Source organism: Streptomyces sp. NBC_00885 (assembly GCF_045207475.1).
Taxonomy (GTDB): Bacteria; Actinomycetota; Actinomycetes; order Streptomycetales; family Streptomycetaceae; genus Streptomyces.
The window spans coordinates 7,136,745-7,156,586 of the sequence record NZ_CP108796.1; the positions used below are offsets into that span (position 1 = coordinate 7,136,745).

At 70.1% G+C, this 19,842-nt stretch carries 20 protein-coding genes; 10 read left to right on the forward strand and 10 right to left on the reverse strand.

Going from position 1 to position 19,842, the window contains the following annotated elements; genetic code table 11:
* Nucleotides 1-78: 78 nt before the first annotated feature.
* Entirely contained in the window at nt 79-1,197 is a 1,119-nt protein-coding gene (locus OHA61_RS32475; RefSeq protein WP_406306020.1) for an FAD-dependent oxidoreductase, read from the reverse strand.
* A gap of 128 nt (nt 1,198-1,325) precedes the next feature.
* On the opposite strand from OHA61_RS32475, the gene OHA61_RS32480 reads away from it, so the two are divergent.
* The 6 genes from OHA61_RS32480 to OHA61_RS32505 all read left to right on the forward strand — a co-directional run bounded on the left by OHA61_RS32480 (nt 1,326) and on the right by OHA61_RS32505 (nt 6,835).
* Nucleotides 1,326-1,907, forward strand: a complete 582-nt coding sequence (locus OHA61_RS32480; RefSeq protein ID WP_406306021.1) for a TetR/AcrR family transcriptional regulator — start codon at nt 1,326-1,328, stop codon at nt 1,905-1,907.
* Between the two features lie 94 nt (nt 1,908-2,001).
* Nucleotides 2,002-3,030 (forward strand): N-acetyl-gamma-glutamyl-phosphate reductase, encoded by a 1,029-nt coding sequence (gene argC, locus OHA61_RS32485; RefSeq protein WP_406306022.1) that lies wholly within the window; start codon nt 2,002-2,004, stop codon nt 3,028-3,030.
* Nucleotides 3,027-4,196: a bifunctional glutamate N-acetyltransferase/amino-acid acetyltransferase ArgJ gene (gene argJ, locus OHA61_RS32490; RefSeq protein WP_406306023.1), complete on the forward strand. Its 1,170-nt coding sequence runs from the start codon at nt 3,027-3,029 to the stop codon at nt 4,194-4,196. The genes argC and argJ overlap by 4 nt, the downstream gene beginning before the upstream one ends.
* On the forward strand, nt 4,193-5,098 hold the full coding sequence (gene argB / locus OHA61_RS32495) for an acetylglutamate kinase (RefSeq protein WP_406306024.1): 906 nt from the start codon (nt 4,193-4,195) through the stop codon (nt 5,096-5,098). The genes argJ and argB overlap by 4 nt, the downstream gene beginning before the upstream one ends.
* Nucleotides 5,095-6,291, forward strand: coding sequence for an acetylornithine transaminase (locus OHA61_RS32500; RefSeq protein WP_406306025.1), 1,197 nt, complete (start codon nt 5,095-5,097; stop codon nt 6,289-6,291). Before argB ends, OHA61_RS32500 begins: the two co-directional genes overlap by 4 nt.
* Before the next feature lie 7 nt (nt 6,292-6,298).
* Nucleotides 6,299-6,835 carry an arginine repressor gene (locus OHA61_RS32505; protein WP_406306026.1) on the forward strand — a complete coding sequence of 179 codons (537 nt, stop codon included), beginning with the start codon at nt 6,299-6,301 and terminating at the stop codon, nt 6,833-6,835.
* Nucleotides 6,836-6,854: 19 nt separating this feature from the next.
* On the opposite strand, the gene OHA61_RS32510 is transcribed toward OHA61_RS32505, so the two are convergent.
* From OHA61_RS32510 to OHA61_RS32545, 8 genes are all read right to left on the reverse strand, one after another.
* Complete coding sequence (locus OHA61_RS32510; RefSeq protein ID WP_406306027.1) at nt 6,855-7,631, reverse strand: FAD:protein FMN transferase; 777 nt, start codon at nt 7,629-7,631, stop codon at nt 6,855-6,857.
* On the reverse strand, nt 7,631-8,476 hold the full coding sequence (locus OHA61_RS32515) for an FMN-binding protein (protein WP_406306028.1): 846 nt from the start codon (nt 8,474-8,476) through the stop codon (nt 7,631-7,633). The genes OHA61_RS32510 and OHA61_RS32515 overlap by 1 nt, the downstream gene beginning before the upstream one ends.
* 38 nt (nt 8,477-8,514) lie before the next feature.
* Complete coding sequence (locus OHA61_RS32520) at nt 8,515-9,846, reverse strand: ferric reductase-like transmembrane domain-containing protein (protein ID WP_406306029.1); 1,332 nt, start codon at nt 9,844-9,846, stop codon at nt 8,515-8,517.
* A 147-nt stretch (nt 9,847-9,993) separates the two neighbouring features.
* The gene (locus tag OHA61_RS32525) at nt 9,994-10,746 is read right to left on the reverse strand and encodes a L,D-transpeptidase (protein ID WP_406306030.1); all 753 of its coding nucleotides are present in this window, start codon (nt 10,744-10,746) and stop codon (nt 9,994-9,996) included.
* A gap of 55 nt (nt 10,747-10,801) precedes the next feature.
* Nucleotides 10,802-11,386, reverse strand: a complete 585-nt coding sequence (locus OHA61_RS32530) for a pyridoxamine 5'-phosphate oxidase family protein (RefSeq protein WP_406306031.1) — start codon at nt 11,384-11,386, stop codon at nt 10,802-10,804.
* A 7-nt stretch (nt 11,387-11,393) separates the two neighbouring features.
* The gene (locus OHA61_RS32535; protein ID WP_406307565.1) at nt 11,394-12,119 is read right to left on the reverse strand and encodes an FAD:protein FMN transferase; all 726 of its coding nucleotides are present in this window, start codon (nt 12,117-12,119) and stop codon (nt 11,394-11,396) included.
* Nucleotides 12,120-12,144: 25 nt separating this feature from the next.
* Nucleotides 12,145-12,738, reverse strand: a complete 594-nt coding sequence (locus OHA61_RS32540; protein ID WP_406306032.1) for an FMN-binding protein — start codon at nt 12,736-12,738, stop codon at nt 12,145-12,147.
* Nucleotides 12,735-14,108 carry a ferric reductase-like transmembrane domain-containing protein gene (locus OHA61_RS32545; RefSeq protein ID WP_406306033.1) on the reverse strand — a complete coding sequence of 458 codons (1,374 nt, stop codon included), beginning with the start codon at nt 14,106-14,108 and terminating at the stop codon, nt 12,735-12,737. The genes OHA61_RS32540 and OHA61_RS32545 overlap by 4 nt, the downstream gene beginning before the upstream one ends.
* 316 nt (nt 14,109-14,424) lie before the next feature.
* On the opposite strand from OHA61_RS32545, the gene OHA61_RS32550 reads away from it, so the two are divergent.
* Both OHA61_RS32550 and argH read left to right on the forward strand, forming a co-directional pair.
* Entirely contained in the window at nt 14,425-15,618 is a 1,194-nt protein-coding gene (locus OHA61_RS32550) for an argininosuccinate synthase (protein ID WP_324982517.1), read from the forward strand.
* A gap of 82 nt (nt 15,619-15,700) precedes the next feature.
* Nucleotides 15,701-17,128 (forward strand): argininosuccinate lyase, encoded by a 1,428-nt coding sequence (argH, locus tag OHA61_RS32555; RefSeq protein WP_406306034.1) that lies wholly within the window; start codon nt 15,701-15,703, stop codon nt 17,126-17,128.
* A 23-nt stretch (nt 17,129-17,151) separates the two neighbouring features.
* Here argH and OHA61_RS32560 read toward each other — a convergent pair whose 3' ends face one another.
* Entirely contained in the window at nt 17,152-17,655 is a 504-nt protein-coding gene (locus OHA61_RS32560) for an HAD domain-containing protein (RefSeq protein WP_406306035.1), read from the reverse strand.
* Nucleotides 17,656-17,740: 85 nt separating this feature from the next.
* Here OHA61_RS32560 and OHA61_RS32565 point away from each other — a divergent pair, with 85 nt between their 5' ends.
* Both OHA61_RS32565 and OHA61_RS32570 read left to right on the forward strand, forming a co-directional pair.
* Nucleotides 17,741-18,292 (forward strand): helix-turn-helix domain-containing protein, encoded by a 552-nt coding sequence (locus OHA61_RS32565; protein WP_361907613.1) that lies wholly within the window; start codon nt 17,741-17,743, stop codon nt 18,290-18,292.
* The gene (locus OHA61_RS32570; RefSeq protein ID WP_406306036.1) at nt 18,289-19,836 is read left to right on the forward strand and encodes an MFS transporter; all 1,548 of its coding nucleotides are present in this window, start codon (nt 18,289-18,291) and stop codon (nt 19,834-19,836) included. The genes OHA61_RS32565 and OHA61_RS32570 overlap by 4 nt, the downstream gene beginning before the upstream one ends.
* Nucleotides 19,837-19,842: the final 6 nt, after the last annotated feature.

Sequence of the window (19,842 nt, forward strand, 5' to 3'; positions counted from 1 at the left end):
GGATCCACCTCAATGGTCGCCCGCCGGGTGGTGCCCAGCCACCGCTGGCCGCCGGGCGGAAGACGTGACGAAGCGTGCTCAGCAGTCCGTCGCGGGCAGGAGGTGGCCGAGTCCCTCCGCGCAGCCCTTCGCGGCCTCGGCCGAGCGCGGCAGCATGACGCTCTCGTAGGCACGGACGCCGTCGTCGAGGGTCGGTTCGGTGACGAGGGCGTGGGCGAGGTCGGTGCCATCGAGCATGGCGAGGTTGGCGCCCAGCCCCAGAGGGGGCATCAGGTGCGCGGCGTCGCCCAGCAGGGTGACGCCGGGGGTGTGCTCCCAGATGTGCGGGACGGGCAGCGCGTACAGGGGGCGATTGACGAAGCCGCTGTCGCTGTACCGCAGGAGATGGAGCAGGCTCTCGTGCCAGCCGTCGAAGATCTTCAGCAGGTGCGTGCGCACGGCCGTCGCGTCATCGAGGTCCAGGCCGGCGGCCACGTGCCAGTTCTCAGGGGCGCGGAACGCGATGTAGGCGCGGATGTGGCCGTTGCTGTTGCGCTGGGCGAACAGGGCCTTGCCGCCGGCCTTCGCGAGCATGGTGCCGTCGCCGACCATCCGCGCGAGCCCTGCATGGCGGCTGTCGCAATCGTCGAAGCCGGCCTCCACGAAGGTGACACCGGTGTAGCCGGGCGTGGCGTCCGACAGGGCAGGGCGGACCCGGGACCAGGCGCCGTCGGCGCCGACGACCAGGTCGAAGTCCTCGGCGGTGCTGTCACTGAAGAGCAGGCGGCAGGTGCCGTCCCCGAGCGGGGTGACCCCGCTGACGGCGCGCCCCCACCGCACGGTGCCCGTTGTGAGGGACTCCAGGAGCAGGCCGCGCAGTTGGCCTCGGTCGATTTCCGGCCTGTCGTCGGCGCCCTCGTCGTCCGCAGGCCCCTGATCAGGCAGGAGGGCGGCCGTGGCGGTGTCGAGCAGGCGCCACTCCTGGCCTTCGGGACGGGAGAGGGTGCGGAACGGGTCGAGCAGGCCCGCCGCGCGCAGGGCGATCTGCCCGGTGTCGGCGTGCATGTCGAGAGTGCCGCCCTGGGGGCGGGCGTCGACGGACGCCTCGCCTTCGAAGACGGTTACGGAGCGTCCGTGGAGTTGCAGGACGCGGGCGCAGGCAAGGCCGCCGAGGCCGGCGCCGACGACCGCGATGCGGGAGTCATGGGCGGAGTGCATGGGGCTGTCCCCTCGGAAGGTGGGTGTTCGCCGGGAGGTCCGCGGCGCATCACCAAGAAAGCACATTCGCTAAATAAGTGCAATGACTAAACTTTCGTAGTGAGTGAGGCTTGAGATACGGTGTGCCCGTGACCGAACCGACCGGGCGCCGTGAGCGCAAGAAGGCCCAAACCCGCAGGTCCCTGGCCGACGCCGCGCTCGAGCTCTTCCTCGACCGCGGATACGACCAGGTCGGCGTCAAGGACGTCGCCGAGGCCGCCGACGTGTCGGTGACCACCCTTTTCAAGCACTTCCCCAGCAAGGAAGCGCTGGTCTTCGACCAGGACGACGACGTCGAGGCGGCGCTCGTCGCCGCGGTGCGTGAACGCGCTCCAGGGCAGTCGATCCCGCGTGCCCTGTGCGAGCACGCCCTGCGGGCGCAGGCTCCCACCGCGGACCCGCGGTTCGGCGAGTTCATGCGCATGGTGGAGGAGACTCCTGCGCTGCGTGACCACGCCCACCGCATGTGGATGCGCCACGAATCGGCGGTGGCCCGGGCCATCGCCGAGGAGGTCGGCGCCCCCGAAGGCGATGTCACCTGCGCCGCCCTGGCCCGTTTCGCATTGGAGGCCCGGGATCTCGTGGGGCGGCATCCCGACCCGGCGCGGGCCGCCGGAGAGGTCTTCGCCCTGCTCGAACACGGCTGGGCGGCCGCCCAGCCCGACGGCTGATCACCGAACACGACTGCCCCCTCGGGTCGACTTGGTCTGATTGCATAAACGTGCGTCACTGCGTATAGTCATGCCATCACTGATGGAGGGTTCGATGGCAGTACGAGCAGCAGTCGCAGGAGCGAGCGGATACGCGGGCGGGGAACTGCTCCGACTGCTCCTGGCCCACCCCGGGACCGAGATCGGCGCCCTCACCGGCAACTCCAACGCAGGCCAGAAGCTCGGTGGCCTGCAGCGGCATCTGCTGCCGCTCGCCGACCGGGTGCTCGAACCGACCACCCCCGAAGTGCTCGCCGGGCACGACGTCGTCTTTCTCGCCCTCCCGCACGGGCAGTCCGCCGCCGTCGCCGAGCAGCTCGGCGACGATGTGCTCGTCATCGACATGGGCGCCGACTTCCGGCTCAAGGACGCCGCCGACTGGGAGACGTTCTACGGTTCCCCGCACGCCGGGACCTGGCCCTACGGCCTGCCCGAACTGCCGGGCGCCCGCGCCGCGCTGGAGGGGTCCAAGCGCATCGCGGTGCCCGGCTGCTTCCCGACCGCCGTGCTGCTCGCGCTCTTCCCCGCATACGTGGCCTCCCTCGCCGAGCCCGAGGCCGTGATCACCGCGGCGTCCGGTACCTCCGGCGCGGGCAAGACGCCCAAGCCGCATCTGCTCGGCTCCGAGGTGATGGGGTCCATGACCCCGTACGGCGTCGGCGGCGGCCACCGCCACACGCCCGAGATGATCCAGAACCTCAGCGCGGCGGCGGGGGAGCGGGTCACCGTCTCCTTCACGCCGACCCTCGCGCCGATGCCCCGCGGCATCCTCGCCACGTGCAGTGCGAAGGCCAGGCCGGGCACGACCGCGGCCGATGTGCGGACCGCCTACGAGAAGGCGTACGCGGACGAGCCGTTCGTCCACCTGCTCCCCGAGGGGCAGTGGCCCTCGACCTCGTCCGTCTACGGTTCCAACGCCGTTCAGGTCCAGGTCGCGTACGACGGAGCCGCGGGCCGCATCATCGCGATCAGCGCCATCGACAACCTCACCAAGGGCACCGCCGGCGGCGCGGTGCAGAGCATGAACATCGCCCTCGGGCTCCCCGAGGACACAGGACTTTCCACGATCGGAGTGGCACCGTGAGCGTCACGGCAGCAAAGGGATTCACGGCGGCCGGTATCGCCGCCGGGATCAAGGAGAACGGCGGTCCGGACCTGGCCCTCGTGGTCAACAACGGGCCGCGCCGCGCCGCCGCGGGCGTCTTCACCTCCAACCGCGTCAAGGCCGCCCCGGTCCTGTGGTCCGAGCAGGTCCTGCGCGGCGGCGAGGTCAGTGCCGTTGTCCTCAACTCCGGCGGTGCCAACGCCTGTACGGGCCCCAAGGGCTTCCAGGACACCCACGCCACCGCCGAAAAGGTCGCCGAGGCTCTCGAAGGTCACGGTGCCTCCGAGGTCTCCGCAGGAGAGGTCGCCGTCGCGTCCACCGGCCTCATCGGCCTGCTGCTGCCCATGGACAAGCTGCTGCCGGGCATCGACAGGGCCGCGGCCGAACTCAGCGAGCACGGCGGCGAGAAGGCCGCCATCGCCATCAAGACCACCGACACCGTCCACAAGACCTCCGTGGCCTCCAAGGACGGCTGGACCGTCGGGGGCATGGCCAAGGGCGCGGGCATGCTCGCCCCGGGCCTCGCCACCATGCTCGTCGTCCTCACCACCGACGCCGACCTCGAAGCCGCGACCCTCGACAAGGCACTGCGCGAGTCGACCCGCCTGACCTTCGACCGGATCGACTCCGACGGCTGCATGTCGACCAATGACACCGTGCTGCTGCTGGCGTCCGGAGCGAGCGGGATCACGCCCCGGTACGAGGACTTCGCCGAGGCCGTGAAGAGCGTCTGCGACGACCTCGCCCGTCAGCTCATCGGTGACGCCGAGGGCGCCAGCAAGGACATCCGTATCGAAGTTGTCAACGCCGCGACCGAGGACGACGCCGTCGAGGTGGGCCGCTCGATCGCCCGTAACAACCTCCTCAAGTGCGCCATCCACGGCGAGGACCCCAACTGGGGCCGGGTCCTGTCGGCCATCGGCACCACGAAGGCCGCGTTCGAGCCGGACCGGCTCAATGTCGCCATCAACGACGTGTGGGTCTGCAAGAACGGCAGCGTCGGCGAGGACCGCGACCTCGTCGACATGCGCTACCGCGAGGTGAAGATCACCGCCGACCTCGCCGCCGGGTCCGAGTCCGCCGTCATCTGGGCCAACGACCTCACCGCGGACTACGTCCACGAGAACAGCGCGTACAGCTCATGACCAACACCACGCGCAAGCACACCGCACTGCCCAAGGCCCAGATCCTCATCGAGGCGCTGCCCTGGCTGACCCGGCACAACGGCAAGACCGTCGTCATCAAGTTCGGCGGCAACGCCATGATCGACGAAGATCTCAAGGCAGCCTTCGCCCAGGACGTCGTCTTCCTGCGCCAGGCCGGGCTCAAGCCGGTCGTCGTGCACGGCGGCGGCCCGCAGATCAACGCGCAGCTGGACCGGCACGGCCTGGTCAGCGAGTTCAAGGCGGGCCTTCGGGTCACCACGCCCGAAGCCATGGACGTCGTACGCATGGTGCTCGCCGGGCAGGTCCAGCGCGAGCTCGTCGGGCTGCTCAACCAGCACGGGCCGCTCGCCGTCGGCATGACCGGCGAGGACGCCCACACCATGACCGCGACCAAGCACCAGCCGCAGATCGACGGAGAGCTCGTCGACATCGGCCGGGTCGGCGAGATCACCGAGATCGACACGGGCGCCATCCAGGCGCTCCTCGACGACGGACGCATCCCGGTCATCTCCTCCATCGCGCGCTCCGCCGACGACCACCACGTCTACAACGTCAACGCTGACACCGCCGCGGCCGCGCTGGCCGCGGCGCTGGGTGCCGAGACGCTGATGGTTCTCACCGACGTCGAGGGTTTGTACGAGGACTGGCCGCAGAGCGACGAGGTGATCAGCAGGCTCACCGCGAGCGAGCTGGAGAAGCTGCTGCCGGACCTCTCCAGCGGCATGGTCCCCAAGATGGAGGGCTGTCTCTTCGCCGTACGCAACGGAGTGAACACCGCCCGCGTGATCGACGGCCGCGTACCGCACTCGATCCTGCTGGAGATCTTCACCGACGAGGGTATCGGCACGATGGTCCTGCCCGACGGACTGGGGGAATCATGAGCAACCAGGAGTTCACGCAGCGGTGGAAGGGCGTGATGGCGGACAACTACGGCACGCCGAAGCTGTCGCTGGTCCGCGGAGAGGGTGCCACCGTCTGGGACGCGGACGGCCTGCAGTACACCGACTTCGTCGGCGGTATCGCCGTCAACGCGCTCGGCCATGCCCATCCCGCCGTCGTCGAGGCCGTCTCGCGCCAGATCGCCTCCCTGGGCCATGTCTCCAACCTGTACGTCGCCGAGCCGCCCGTCGCGCTCGCCGAGCGGCTGGTCCAGCTCTTCGGTCGCCCCGGACGCGTTTTCTTCTGCAATTCCGGCGCGGAGGCCAACGAAGCCGCCTTCAAGATCGGCCGGCTCACCGGCCGCCGGCATATGGTCGCCACCGTCGGCGGCTTCCACGGCCGCACGATGGGCGCCCTCGCGCTCACCGGACAGCCGGGAAAGCAGGAGCCGTTCCTGCCGCTGCCCCCAGATGTCAGCCACGTGCCGTACGGGGACGCCGAGGCGCTGCGGGCCCAGGTCACCGAGGAGACCGCGCTCGTGATCATCGAGCCGATCCAGGGCGAGAACGGCGTGGTCGTCCCGCCCAAGGGCTATCTGGAGGCCGCCCGGGAGATCACCCGGGCCACCGGAACGCTTCTCGTGCTCGACGAGGTCCAGACGGGCATCGGACGGACCGGCCACTGGTTCGAGCACCAGGCCCACCAGGGCATCGAGCCCGATATCGTCACGCTCGCAAAGGGGTTGGGCGGCGGACTCCCCCTTGGCGCGACGATCGCGTTCGGCGAGGCGGCCGAGCTGCTGAAGCCGGGGCAGCACGGCACCACCTTCGGCGGGAACCCGGTCGCCTGCGCCGCCGGACTCGCCGTACTCGACACCCTCGCGGCCGACGGAATCCTCGACGAGGTCAAGCGACTCGGCGAGAAGATCAGGGACGGAATCGAATCCCTGGGCCATCCGCTGGTCTCTCATGTCCGTGGCGCGGGCCTGTTGCTGGGTATCGTGCTCAACGAGCCCCTCGCGCCCCAGGTGCAGCAGGCGGCTCAGAGCGCCGGCTTCCTGGTGAACGCCCCCGCCCCCGATGTCGTACGGCTGATGCCGCCGCTGATCATCGGCGAGGCGGACGTGGACGGATTCCTCAGGGCCCTGCCGGGCGTTCTCGACGCAGCCAACGGGGATGGACGAGCCGGAGAATGAGACGACGATGACCGAGGCGCAGGACACCGAGCACGGCGGGCCCGCCGTACCCCAAACGCGTATGGCCCGCCACCGCCGGATCGTGGACATCCTCAACCGGCAGCCGGTGCGCTCGCAGAGCCAACTGGCCAAGCTCCTCGCGGACAACGGACTGAGCGTCACCCAGGCGACGCTCTCCCGGGACCTCGACGAACTGGGCGCGGTGAAGATCCGCAACACCGGCGGCGAGCTGATCTACGCGGTGCCCAGCGAGGGCGGCTTCCGCACCCCACAGGCGCCGCTCGGTGAGTCGGCGAAAGAGGAGCGGATGCGGCGCCTGTCCGCGGAACTCCTCATCTCCGCGGAGGCCTCTGCCAACCTCGTGGTCCTGCGTACGCCGCCGGGCGCCGCGCAGTTCCTTGCCTCGGCCATCGACCAGGCCGAACTGCACGACATCCTCGGCACCATCGCGGGCGACGACACCCTGATGCTCATCAGCCGGGACCCGGCGGGCGGCCAGGCGCTCGCCGACCACCTGCTGCGGCTGGCTCAGAACCACCGCTGAGGCCGCCGGCGTCCGGCCGTCAGACAGCCAACTTCGCCGTGTGGCGGACGAATCCGCTGGTCCGCCAGGTGCTGCCGTCGGCATTGACCGCAAAGCCCTCGGTGTCGGGCAGCTCCTCGAGCCAGTCCCGGGCCCGCCCGCCCATGGCGTACGCGGCGGTCGCCCGGGCGTCCGCGTGGGTCAGCCCCGGGCAGACGACGGTCATCGACGCCATGGGCTCGGCGGGTGGCCGACCGGTGTGCGGGTCGAGAATGTGGCAGCCGCGCTCGGCCGGACCCGAGGTGGCGACGGCGAGGCCCTCGTCGGCTTCGATCACTGTGAGGAGCCCGCCCGGGTGCAGTGGGTCGCTGACGCCCACCCGCCAGGGGCCGCCGTACAGCTGGATGTCGCCGCCTCCGTTGAGGCAGACCGAATCCGCACCGGAGGAGGCGAGCATGCGGACGGCGCACTCCACCGCCCAGCCCTTGACCAGGCCGGTCGGATCCAGCTCACCGGCGTAGCGGGCGGTGAACCAGCCTTCGCTCTCCCGCTCGGCGGCTGCGCACAGATCGAGCACTTCGGCGACCTCGGTGACGCAGTCTCCGAGCAAGAGATCGCCGCGGGCGAGCCGGCTGAGCTGGCTGTCCGGACGGTAGGTCGAGAAGGTTTCGTCCACACGGTGCAGCCCGGCGACGGCGGCGGCAAGTCCGGCGCGCACCCTGGGTGAGGCGCCGGCGTCGGCGATACGGATGTCGAACGAGAAGGCCGTGCCCATGGAGTGCTCGACATGGCGCAGACGCTCCCGGCCGCCGGGCATCACAGACCCGCCTTGTCGAGCGCGCTCTGCAGGGACTTGATGTAGCCGGCGCTGGTGTAACTGGCCCCGGAGACGGCGTCGATCTGTGCGCTCTGCGCCGTGATTGCTGCCTGGTTGAGCTTGGGCACGGCGTTGGCGGCGATCCGCCGGCTGTTGGCGTCGGAGTCGGGTGCCTTGACGGCGTCGGCCGCGGTGATCTTGCCGCCGCTGACCGTGATCCGGACCTGCACCGGGCCGTACTGCGTGTCGGCCACGTTGCCGAGGACCGTCTTCGCTGCCGGGGCGCCACCTGAGCCGGAGCCGGAACCCGAGCCGTCGGCATCCGCGGAACCCGAACTCCCTCCGGGCTGCGTCCCCGGTCCTGGTTGTGTCCCGGCCTGTGCGCCGGACCCGTCACTGCCGGAATCCGCGGCACCCGAGCCCACCGCCCCCGCCTTGTCGAGCGCGCTCTGCAGGGACTTGATGTAGCCCTCGCTCGTGTAACTGGCCCCGGAGACGGCATCGATCTGCGCGCTCTGCGCCTTCAGCACGGCCTGGTTGAGCCGGGGGATCGCGGCGGCGGCGATCTCTCGGCTCTTGGCCTCGGCGCTGGGCGCCTTCACCGCCTGCGCCCCGGTGATTCTGCCGCCGCTGAGGGTGAGCTGGACCTGGACCTCGCCGTACTGCGTGCCGGCGCTGTCACCGAGCACCGTCTGTCCCGCGCCCGCCCCGTTTCCGGCGGACGCCGAGCCGGCGGGCGGCACCTGCGAGCCGGTCTGCGACGACGCCTCCGCCACGCTGGTGCCGGGCTGCTTCAGTGCGAGCAGAAGGACGACGCCGGATGCGGTGGCGGCGGCGCCGATCATGATCCGGCGAAGTGGATGTTTCCTCTTCAAGGACGGCCTCACATCTCGAAGGACTCGTGGTGGATCCGGCGGGTCGGCACTCCCGCTTCGCGCAGTGCCTGGTACGACTCCTCGGCGAGGCCTGGCGGCCCGCAGAGATAGACGTCGTGCTCGTCGATGTCGGGCAGCACTTCCTTCAGCCGCCCGGCGGTGATCTCGGGCCGGGCTCCGTCCGGACCGTTCACCGCGTACATCAGCTGTGCGTCCCTGCGCTCGGCGATCTGCTGGAGCTCGCTCCAGAGCGCCAGGTCCTGCTTCTTGCTGGCCCGGTAGAGCAGCGTCAGGTCGCCCGGGCCGCCGGGCAGCGTCTCGAACAGTGCCCGCAACGGGGTGATTCCGGCGCCGCCCGCGATCAGCAGCACCTTGTTGCGGCTCCGTCGGCCGGCGGTCATGGCTCCGTACGGGCCCTCGGCCCAGATCCGCGTTCCCGGCTCCAGCCGGGACAGGGCCGTGCTGTGCTTGCCGACCGCCTTGACGGTGATACGCATCAGAGTGGGGCGGGGCGCGGCGGAGAGTGAGTACGGATTGGCGCTCCAGCGCAGCCCCTTGGTGAGGAACCGCCAGCGGAAGAACTGACCGGCCTCGGCGCCCAGCCGGTGCAGCCGTCGCCCGGTGATCAGTACGGAGACCACACCGGGTGCCTCGTCCACGGTCGACTCGACCCGCATCCGGTGCCAGAAATTGAGCCGGACGGGCGCGAGGACGCGGTACCAGACCAGCAGCGCGCCGACCGCTGCGTACAGCACGTACCAGACGGTGCGCACCGTCGGGTTCGCCACGAACTCGGAACCTGTCGCCAGCTGGTGCCAGAAGGTCAGATACACCGCGACATAGGTGAGAAGGTGCAGGTAGTACCACGTCTCGTACGACATCCGCCGGCGCACCGCACCTGCCGAGACGAAGCCGATGAGCAGCAGGAGCCCGGTGCCGATCGCCGCCTTGATCATTTCGGGGAAGTCGACGACGACGGTGACGGTCTGCTCCACGAGGCCGGTACGGGCCTGGACGGCGTACCCCCAGACGGTCAGCACGACATGCGTGACGATCAGACTGATCGCGTAGCGTCCGCTCATCGCGTGCCAGCGGGTCACCCGGTCGGAACCCACCCGCCGTTCCAGAGCCGGGACGCGTGCCATCAGCAGCACCACCAGCGCGATCACGTATCCGCCCAGCAGGCCGGTGATCCTGCCGGCACCGATCAGCCACTCGGCGGTGGTCATGTGCACCACCGCCGTGTTCTGCCACCACAGGGAAAGGACGGCCACCGCCCCTGCCCAGGTGACGGCCAGCAGCGCCACCGCCGGGTCACGCCGCGGGCGGATCGCACGCATGGTCTGACGCCTTGCGGCTCGACCGCTCTGCAACATCACCACGGCTGCTCCTCGCCTGTACCACCTTCGCGTACGGGGATACGCATACGAGGCGCCTGGAGTTCAACTGGAGGGGCGCTTGTGCAATCTGTGGTTCGGCCGCCCCGGTCAGTAGCGCGTGAGGGCCGTGCGTCCGGAAGCGGTGCCGATGGCGATGTGCGGGTTGTGCCGCGGATCGGCCCAGGCCAGGATCCGGCTCATGGCAGCCTCGGGCACCGAGACACAACCGGCCGTCGCGCCACGCCCGTTGACGTGCAGAAAGATCCCCGCGCCGCGGCCGCGCACCGGACGGTCGTAATTGAAGCCGATGACCATCGCGTGGGCGTACTGGGGGCGGTAGGCAGTCAGATGCTCGGACTCGGCGGCCCGGCAGTCGGCGGGCAGTGACTCCACCCAGCGGTTGTACGCGCGGGACGCGGTGTCCTGGCACCACCAGGATGTCTTCGTCACGCGGCGATAGGTGTATTCGGTCCCGGCGGGCGCCGCCTCGATCCCGAAGGCGTACGGCAGCCGGTACAGCCCGGTCGGCGTGGTGCTGGTGCCCTGCTTTCGGCCGGCGCCCTCGACCAGTCCCTTCGCGCCGAACCGCGCCACGGCCGATCCCGCGACCACCCACCGCCCGTCACTGAGGCGGTCCCACCAGGTCACCGTGCCCGTGGTGGAGCCGGGTCGCGCGGCCTCGGCGGTGATCAGCTGGGACCCGCCGCCGGTGTCGGCCATCCGCGCGGGCAAGGGCGGCACCTGAACCTGCGCGCGCACAGGCGCGTGAACCGGCGCCGCGCCCGCCGATGCGGACAGCACGAAAGCGATCACGAAGGAGACGGCGAACAGAACAGGACCGAGGACAGAAGCCTTGCGCATAGGGGCGACCGTATGCGTTCCCGGCCACGGCGGCAGCTCCGTTGGTCCGTACGGCTCAGGGTGTCGGCGGCAGCGGCAGCGGGAGCCCCGGAAGCCCGTCCATGCTGCTGGCGATGTCCGGCTTCTTCTCGAAGTACGCACTGAGCGACGCGTCGTCCTCGCGCGAGAACCGCCGGCCGTGCGTCTCGCGGTCCCCGTCGTACGTCATGTACGGCACCGCGAATCCGCAGCTGTCCCTGACGACTTCGGCCCGTACGACGATGATGGCGCGCAGCCCGTGCGGGGTGGTGTCGATGTCCGGAAAGTGAGCCAGCAGGTCCTTCCAGCGTGGATCGTCCCGGAAGACGGGCTCGCCGTGGCCGTGCACCCGCACGATGTTCGGCGGCCCCTGGAAGGCGCACCACATCAGGGTGATGCGGCCGTTCTCGCGGAGGTGGGCGATGGTCTCGTTGTGGCTCCCGGCGAAGTCGAGGTAGGCCACGGTCCGGTCGTCGATGACGGCGAAGGAGCCCGTCAGACCCTTGGGGGACAGATTGACCGTCCCGTCGCCGGACAGCGGCGCGGTCGCCGTGAAGAAGAGGGGCTGTTCCTCGATGAAGGTGCGCAGTCTGCCGTCTATCCGTTCGTAGAGCTTTCCCATGCCCCGATTATCCGTGCCGACGCCAGCCGTTGGTGCTCCAGGTCGTGCCCCCGGCCGTAACGGCGTACGCCTCGGCCCCCGGCAGCGCCTCCAGCCAGTCGCGGGCCTCGGTTCCCATGGCGTATGCGGCCGTCGCCCAGGCGTCCGCGTCGGTCAGCCCCTCGCAGACCACGGTCACCGAGGCGAGTGCGTCCGCCGGGGTCTCGCCGGTACGGGGGTCGACGATGTGGCAGCCGCGTTCCGCGGGGCCGGACGTCGCCACCGCGCACATGCCGCTGCCCTCCACGACGGTCGCAAGTCCCCCGGGGGCCAGCGGATCCGTCACGCCGATCCGCCAGGGGCGATCCGGTGCGGGAGCGCCGTACAGCTGCACATCACCGCCGCCGTTGACGCATACGGCAGTGGCGCCCGCCTCGGCGATCAGCCGCGCGGCCCGTTCCACCGCCCAGCCCTTCACCAGTCCGGTGGGGTCCCAGGAACCGGCGTACGAGGCGGTGAAACTCCCGCCGCTGAGCAGCTCGGCGCGCTCGCACAGCCGCCACACCTCTGTGACCTCCGGGTCGCACTGAGGCAGGGTCAGTTCGTCCCTGGCCAGCCTGCTGACCTGGCTCTGCGGGCGGTAGGTGGAGAACACCTGGTCCACTTGGTGCAGCGATCGCACGGCCGACGCGAGGGCAGCGGGAACCCCCTCATCGTCGGCGCCTCGTATGTCGAAGGAGAACACCGTGCCCATCGCCTCCTCGACATGGCGCAGACGCTCAGACACCGGCCTTGTCCAGAGCGCTCTGCAGCGAGTCGACATAGCCCTCGCTGGTGTAGCTGGCGCCGGAGACGGCGTCGATGTCCGCGCTCTGGGCGGACAGGGTCCGCTGGTTGAGCGTGGGGATCGCCGTCGACGAGATGTCGCGGGAGCGCGGCGTCTCCGACGGCGACTGCACGGCGGAGGCTGCCGTGATCCGGTCGCCGGACAGAGTGATCCTCACCTGCACCGGGCCGTACTTGGTCTGCACCGTGCTGCCCGTCACGGAGCGGGTGGTGACGGTCTGCTTGGCGGGTGCGGACGGCGGCTTCGATGCGCTGCGCGTCGCCGTGGGCGCCTTGGTCCGCGGGCCCTTCGAGGCGGACGCAGCGGCCGACTTCGACGCGGAGGGCGAGGGCCGGACACTCGCCGAGGCCGTCGCCGTGGGGGTTCTTGACGGCGCGGGAGCCACAGACCGGGTGGGATCAGCCGCCTGTACGGAGGTGCCGGGCACGGTGTGCGGCTTGAGCGCGAGCATGAGTACGACGCCCGAGACGGTTACCACGGAGCTCAGTACGACCCGGCGCAACGCGCCCTTTCTCGTGGTGCTCACAGTTCGAAGATCTCCTGGTGGATGTGACCGGCCCGGACCCCGGCCTCGGCCAGCGCCTCCCGGGCGGCCTCGGTCATCGCGGGGGGACCGCACAGATAGACGTCGTGCTGGGTGATGTCGGGAACCACCTTCTGCAGGGTGGACGCGGTGAGGCGGGCTCCCCGCCGGCCGTGCACGCTGTCGACCGAGTAGTACAGCCGTGCGCGGCGGGCGTCGGCGATCGCCTCAAGCTCGCCGCGCAGTGCCAGGTCCCGCTCGGTGTGGGCCCAGTAGAGGAGTGTCAGATCGCCGGGTCCGGCCGGCAGCGCTTCGAACAGAGCCCGCAGCGGGGTGATCCCCACCCCGCCGGCGACCAGGAGCACCTTGCGGTGCCTGCGCCGGGCTGCGGTGAGCGCGCCGTACGGCCCCTCGGCCCACACCCGGGTCCCCGGGCGGACCGTGGCGAGGGCGGCGCTGTGCCCGCCGGCGGCCTTGACGGTGATCCTCATCAGATCCGGCCGGGGCAGGGCGGACAGCGAGTACGGATTGGCGGACCAGCGCAGCCCCCTGGCCATGAAGCGCCAGCGGAAGAACTGGCCGGGCTCGGCGCGCAGCTTGTGCAGCCGCTTGCCCCGGATCAGCACGGACAGCACGCCGGGCGCCTCGGCGACGACGGCCTCGACGCGCATGCGATGACGGAGGTTGAGACGTACAGGAACGAGGATCCGGTACCACAGGACCAGCAGTGCCACCCCGCCGTACAGCACGTACCAGGCGGCGCAGGCGGCCTTGTTGCCGAGGAATTGAGAGCCGTTCGTCAGCTGGTGCCAGAAGGTCAGATAGAGCGCGGCATAGGTGGTGAGGTGCAGGTAGTACCAGGTCTCGTAGCTGACCCGGCGGCGTACCGCACCGGCCGAGACCAGGCCGACGACGACGAACAGCGCCGTGCCGACGGCCGCCGTGATCATGTCCGGGTAGTCCAGGACCAGGGTGACCGTCTGTACCACCATGCCGGTGGCCCCCTCCTTCGCGTACCCCCAGACGATCAGGAAGAGATGGGCGAGAACGAGGCTGAGGGTGTACCGGCCGCCCATCGCGTGCCAACGGGCGATGCGGTCGCTGCCGACCCGGCGCTCAAGACCGGGGACCCGGGCCATCAGACCGACGAGGACGGCACAGCCGTAGCCGGCGAGGAGACCGGTGATACGGCCCGCGCCGATGATCCACTCCGAGTCGCCGACGACAGCGGGGGTGCTGCTCCACCACAGGGCCAGCACGGCGGCGGCGCCGCCCCAGACGAGGAGCAGGACAGGAACGGCGGGAGAGCGCCGTTTGCCGTGCAGAGATGCGGCATACCGGCGGGCGGTGCGTGCGCCGTAGGCCGTGGACATGGGGAGCTCCCAGTACGTGCTGCCTGCCGCCGGGTGCCGCAGAGCATGAGTGCGCGGAAGCCCGCACCCGGGACATTCCGAACAGGGCGGGTTCCGCCAATTGGACGCTGGGGGACGCCGTGCGGAGGCGTGACCGCCGGGCGATCGTAGGCGCGCCTGCCGGGTCGGACAACCGCGTGCGCCCGGTGTGCCACGGAAAGCGGAATATGCCGCACCGTTTTGTGGGTGTGGCGCGGATCGCGGGGACCGCGTTGACGAAACATACGGAGTAGTGCATAGTTATGCCTGTCGTTGAATGCACCGTAAGGAGAAACCCGTGACCGAGCGCGTCGTACTCGCCTACTCGGGCGGCCTGGACACCTCCGTCGCCATCGGCTGGATCGCCGAGGAGACGGGCGCCGAGGTCATCGCCGTCGCCGTGGACGTCGGCCAGGGCGGCGAGGACCTGGACGTCATCCGCAAGCGCGCGCTCGCCTGCGGTGCGGTGGAGGCCGAGGTCGCCGACGCCAAGGACGAGTTCGCGGACGAGTACTGCCTTCCGGCGATCAAGGCCAACGCCCTCTACATGGACCGCTACCCGCTGGTCTCCGCCCTCTCCCGGCCGACGATCGTCAAGCACCTCGTCGCCGCCGCCAAGAAGCACGGCGCCGGCATCGTGGCCCACGGCTGCACCGGCAAGGGCAACGACCAGGTGCGGTTCGAGGCCGGTATCTCCGCCCTCGGTCCCGACCTCAAGTGCATCGCCCCGGTCCGGGACTACGCGATGACCCGGGACAAGGCGATCGCCTTCTGCGAGGAGAAGCAGCTCCCGATCGCGACCACCAAGAAGTCGCCGTACTCCATCGACCAGAACGTCTTCGGGCGCGCAGTCGAGACCGGCTTCCTGGAGGACATCTGGAACGGGCCGATCGAGGACATCTACGAGTACACCTCGAACCCCGCGGTGCAGCGGGAGGCCGACGAGGTCGTCATCTCCTTCAAGGAAGGCGTCCCGGTCGCCATCGACGGCAAGCCCGTCTCCGTCCTGCAGGCCATCCAGCAGCTCAACGAGCGGGCCGGCGCGCACGGCATCGGCCGGATCGACATGGTCGAGGACCGGCTCGTCGGCATCAAGTCCCGTGAGGTGTACGAGGCGCCGGGCGCGATCGCGCTGATCACCGCCCACCAGGAGCTGGAGAACGTCACGGTCGAGCGCGAGCTCGCGCGGTACAAGCGGCAGGTCGAGCAGCGCTGGGGCGAGATGGTCTACGACGGCCTGTGGTTCTCCCCGCTCAAGCGGGCCCTGGACGGCTTCATCAACGAGGCCAACCAGCACGTCACCGGCGACATCCGGATGACCCTCCAGGGCGGCCGCGCCGTCGTCACCGGCCGGAGGTCGGAGGAGTCGCTGTACGACTTCAACCTCGCTACCTACGACTCGGGCGACACGTTCGACCAGTCCAAGGCGCAGGGCTTCATCGAGATCTTCGGCCTGTCGTCGAAGATCGCCGCGAAGCGCGACCTCGCCTGATTCCATACTCGTACCAGGCCGCCTCCCCGTTGCTCCGCGGCGGGGAGGCGCTGCACATCCACCCTCATGAGGAGCTTCAGCTGTGAGCAGCAACAACGGTGACGTCCGGCTCTGGGGCGGCCGGTTCGCCGACGGTCCTGCCGAGGCGCTGGCCAAGCTGTCCGCGTCGGTCCACTTCGACTGGCGTCTCGCGCCGTACGACATCGCCGGTTCGCGGGCGCACGCGCGCGTGCTGCGCACGGCGGGCCTGCTCACGGACGACGAGCTCCAGCGCATGCTGGCCGGGCTCGACCAGCTCGAAGCGGATGTCGCCGACGGGTCCTTCGTGGGCACGATCGCCGACGAGGACGTGCACACCGCCCTCGAGCGGGGCCTGCTGGAGCGCCTCGGCCCCGACCTCGGTGGCAAACTGCGGGCCGGGCGGTCGCGGAACGACCAGGTGGCCACCCTCTTCCGGATGTATCTGCGGGACCACGCCCGCATCATCGGCGGTCTGATCGCCGAGCTCCAGGACGCGCTGGTGGGTCTGGCCGAGGCGCATCCGGACGTCGCGATGCCCGGCCGTACGCATCTTCAGCACGCACAGCCGGTGCTCTTCGCCCACCACGTCCTGGCACATGTCCAGTCGCTGTCCCGCGACGCGGAGCGGCTGCGGCAGTGGGACGAGCGGACCGCGGTCTCCCCCTACGGCTCGGGCGCGCTCGCCGGCTCCTCGCTCGGCCTCGACCCGGAGGCGGTCGCCGCGGACCTGGGCTTCGAACACGGCTCGGTGGGCAACTCCATCGACGGGACGGCTTCGCGGGACTTCGTCGCGGAGTTCGCCTTCATCACCGCGATGATCAGTGTCAATCTGTCGCGGATCGCGGAGGAGATCATCATCTGGAACACGAAGGAGTTCTCCTTCGTGACCTTGCACGACGCGTTCTCGACCGGGTCGTCGATCATGCCGCAGAAGAAGAACCCGGACATCGCGGAGCTGGCGCGCGGCAAGTCGGGCCGTCTGATCGGCAATCTGACGGGCCTGATGGCCACGCTGAAGGCCCTGCCGCTCGCGTACAACCGCGATCTGCAGGAGGACAAGGAGCCGGTCTTCGACTCCTGCGACCAGCTGGAGGTCCTGCTCCCGGCCTTCACCGGGATGATGGCGACGCTGACGGTCAACCGCGAGCGGATGGAGGAGCTGGCCCCGGCAAGTTTCTCGCTCGCGACGGACATCGCGGAGTGGCTGGTCAAGCAGGGCGTGCCGTTCCGGGTGGCGCACGAGGTGGCGGGGGAGTGCGTCAAGGAGTGCGAGGCGCTCGGCGTCGAACTCGACCAGCTCACGGACGCGCAGTTCGCGAAGATCTCGCCCCATCTGACCCCGGAGGTCCGCACGGTCCTGAACGTCCCCGGCGCCCTGGCCTCGCGAAATGGCAGGGGCGGCACGGCACCGTCGGCGGTTGCGGTGCAACTGGCCGAGCTGAAGGCGGACTTGACGGTCCAGCACGCGTGGGCCACTGAAAAGGAGTAGGAGCCTACGCCGCCGCGTAGCGCCTATGCCGCCGCCCAGTCCGCGAGCGCGTCGAAGTCCGGCCGGGTCAGCCCGATGCCCTCATTGATGCGCAGCAGTAGGGCGGCGGCGAGGTGGTGTTGGTCCACCCATTCGCGGTCCAGGTCGGTGATGTCGTCGTCGACCCAGGCGAACGGCCGCCCCGCCGCGTACTCCAGGATGTACTGCGTCTTCCAGAAGGTCCCGCGAGGGGCCTTTCCGTGCATCTGGGGCCAGTCGATGAACGGCAGTTCGGGCAGGCCGAGATGGGGACCTATCCACTCGTTCGCCTCGCCCTTCCAGGTGGTCGCCCAGACGAGCTCGTACGCGTCGGCCAGCGCCAGCAGCTCCACCCCGTGCTCCGGGTTGAGCCAGACGCGCAACGGCTTGCCGTCCGTCCAGCCGGACGGCCGCATCCGGTGGGTGCGGTATCCCTCCGGTCTGCGCTGTGCCCGCGCCGCGTACGGATTGAGCGGGCCGTCGATGTCGATCAGTAGCAACGGCTTCATGCGCACATGCTCCCTTTTCCGCGTCGGATGAGGCGACGCAATATCGCGTGAGACATTCATGTCTCACATGGGCTATGGTTGTCTCATGACTCTCGACCGGGACCAGGTGCTTCGCGCCGCCGCCGCCCTCCTCTCCCGCAAGTCCACCGCCACCATGGACGAGGTCGCCCGCGCCGCCGGTATCGGGCGGGCCACCCTTCATCGGCACTTCGCGGGGCGGGACGCGCTGGTCAAGGCCCTGGAAGCGCTCGGCATACAGGAATTCGAGGCCGCGCTCGACCGGGCGCGGCTGGAAGAGGGCGGGGCGGGGGACGGGCTGCGGCGGCTCATCGCCGAGATGGAGCCCGCCGCCGACCTGCTCGCGTTTCTCGTCACCGAGAACCAGCTCTTCGAGGGCGAACAGGTCCACGAGGGCTGGGCACGGCTCGACGCCCGGGTGTCCGCGCACTTCAAGCGCGGACAGGAAGAGGGCGAGTTCCGGATCGACCTGACGCCCGCCTGGCTGACCGAGGCTCTCTACGGCCTGATCGGGGCCTGTGCCTGGTCCGTCATGGACGGTCGCGTCGCCAAGAAGGACTTTCAATACATGATCGCCGAGCTGCTGCTCGGCGGAGCACGACGGAGTGTGGAGAAATGAGCATCACCGTCCAGCGCCCGAGCCGGACGGACGAGACCCTGTACCGCCCCGGGCGCTGGCTCGCGCTCGCGGTCCTGGTGCTGGCCGTCCTGCTGGTGGCCGTGGACGCCACCGTCCTCGGCCTCGCCACCCCGTTCCTCAGCGAGGACCTCAAGCCCTCCGGCACGCAGCTGTTGTGGATCGGCGACGTCTACTCGTTCGTCATCGCGGGCCTGCTCGTCTCCATGGGCAGCCTCGGTGACCGGATCGGCCGCAAGAAGCTTCTGCTGGTCGGTGCGGTCGCGTTCGGCGCCGTCTCCGTCCTCAACGCGTACGCCACCACCCCCGAGATGATGATTCTCGCTCGCGCTCTCCTCGGCGTCGCGGGCGCGACCCTCATGCCGTCGACCCTCGCGCTGATCCGGAACATCTTCCACGACCCGAAGGAGCGCAGCCTCGCCATCGGGATCTGGGGCGCGATGGCCTCCGCCGGTGCGGCGGTCGGGCCGGTCGTCGGCGGCTTCCTGCTGGAGCACTTCTGGTGGGGCTCGGTCTTTCTGATCAACCTGCCCGTGATGGCCGTACTGGTGCTCGTCGGTATCAAGCTGCTGCCGGAGTCGAAGAGTCCCGTGTCCGGGCCCTGGGACCTGATCAGTGTCGCACTGTCCCTCGTCGGCATAGTCGGCGTCGTATACGGCATCAAGGAGGCGGCGACCCACGGACTGACCTGGGAGGCCTGTGCCGCGGCCCTCATCGGGCTCGGCGCGCTGTACGGCTTCGTCCGCAGGCAGTTGACGCTGCCGGCGCCGCTGCTCGACATGAGGCTGTTTCGCCACCGGGGCTTCTCCGGCGCGGTTCTGGCCGACCTGCTGACCATCCTCGGGCTCTCCGGCCTGGTGTTCTTCCTGTCGCAGTTCCTGCAGCTGGTCCAGGGCAGGGAGCCGTTCGAGGCCGGACTTGCCGAACTGCCCGCCGCGATCGGCGCGGTGGCGACCGGTCTGATAGCGGGCACCGTCGCACGGCGGTTCTCCGTACGGTCCGTGGTGGCCGGCGGGCTCGCCGCGGTGGGTCTCGCCCTGGCCGCGATGACGATGATCAGCCAGTCCACCGGCTATCCGCTGCTCGGAGCGGCGCTGCTCTTCGTCGGTGTCGGCGCGGGATTCTCCTTCACCGTCACCGCCGACGTCATCCTGTCCAGCGTGCCCAAGGAGCAGGCCGGCTCAGCGTCCGCCGTGTCCGAGACGGCCTACGAACTCGGGGCGGCCCTCGGTATCGCACTGCTGGGCTCCGTCGTCACCGGTGTCTACCGTGAGTTCGCGACCCCGGCCGGCGTCCCGTCCCAGGCGGCATCCGCTGCCCATGAGTCGCTCGGCGGGGCCGTCGATGCGGCGGGCGCACTGCCGCAGCACCAGGGTGCGGCCCTGGTCGGCGCCGCCCAGGAGGCGTTCGTCGACGGCCTGCGGTTCGCGACGGGTGTGGGCGCGGCGGTGCTGCTCGCCACCGCGGTTGCCGCATGGTTCCTGCTGCGCGGCCAGAAGCTCGAGGACGGCCTCGAACACCCCTAGCCGGAA

What these genes read in the sequence shown, in the direction of transcription:
- OHA61_RS32545 (WP_406306033.1), bottom strand. Translation starts at nt 14,108, where the DNA reads ATGTCCACGGCCTACGGCGCACGCACCGCCCGCCGGTATGCCGCATCT.
- OHA61_RS32515 (WP_406306028.1), bottom strand. Translation starts at nt 8,476, where the DNA reads ATGATCGGCGCCGCCGCCACCGCATCCGGCGTCGTCCTTCTGCTCGCA.
- argC (WP_406306022.1), top strand. Translation starts at nt 2,002, where the DNA reads ATGGCAGTACGAGCAGCAGTCGCAGGAGCGAGCGGATACGCGGGCGGG.
- OHA61_RS32565 (WP_361907613.1), top strand. Translation starts at nt 17,741, where the DNA reads ATGACTCTCGACCGGGACCAGGTGCTTCGCGCCGCCGCCGCCCTCCTC.
- OHA61_RS32500 (WP_406306025.1), top strand. Translation starts at nt 5,095, where the DNA reads ATGAGCAACCAGGAGTTCACGCAGCGGTGGAAGGGCGTGATGGCGGAC.
- OHA61_RS32505 (WP_406306026.1), top strand. Translation starts at nt 6,299, where the DNA reads ATGACCGAGGCGCAGGACACCGAGCACGGCGGGCCCGCCGTACCCCAA.
- OHA61_RS32530 (WP_406306031.1), bottom strand. Translation starts at nt 11,386, where the DNA reads ATGGGAAAGCTCTACGAACGGATAGACGGCAGACTGCGCACCTTCATC.
- argB (WP_406306024.1), top strand. Translation starts at nt 4,193, where the DNA reads ATGACCAACACCACGCGCAAGCACACCGCACTGCCCAAGGCCCAGATC.
- OHA61_RS32525 (WP_406306030.1), bottom strand. Translation starts at nt 10,746, where the DNA reads ATGCGCAAGGCTTCTGTCCTCGGTCCTGTTCTGTTCGCCGTCTCCTTC.
- OHA61_RS32520 (WP_406306029.1), bottom strand. Translation starts at nt 9,846, where the DNA reads ATGCGTGCGATCCGCCCGCGGCGTGACCCGGCGGTGGCGCTGCTGGCC.
- OHA61_RS32560 (WP_406306035.1), bottom strand. Translation starts at nt 17,655, where the DNA reads ATGAAGCCGTTGCTACTGATCGACATCGACGGCCCGCTCAATCCGTAC.
- OHA61_RS32535 (WP_406307565.1), bottom strand. Translation starts at nt 12,119, where the DNA reads ATGGGCACGGTGTTCTCCTTCGACATACGAGGCGCCGACGATGAGGGG.
- OHA61_RS32475 (WP_406306020.1), bottom strand. Translation starts at nt 1,197, where the DNA reads ATGCACTCCGCCCATGACTCCCGCATCGCGGTCGTCGGCGCCGGCCTC.
- OHA61_RS32510 (WP_406306027.1), bottom strand. Translation starts at nt 7,631, where the DNA reads ATGCCCGGCGGCCGGGAGCGTCTGCGCCATGTCGAGCACTCCATGGGC.
- OHA61_RS32570 (WP_406306036.1), top strand. Translation starts at nt 18,289, where the DNA reads ATGAGCATCACCGTCCAGCGCCCGAGCCGGACGGACGAGACCCTGTAC.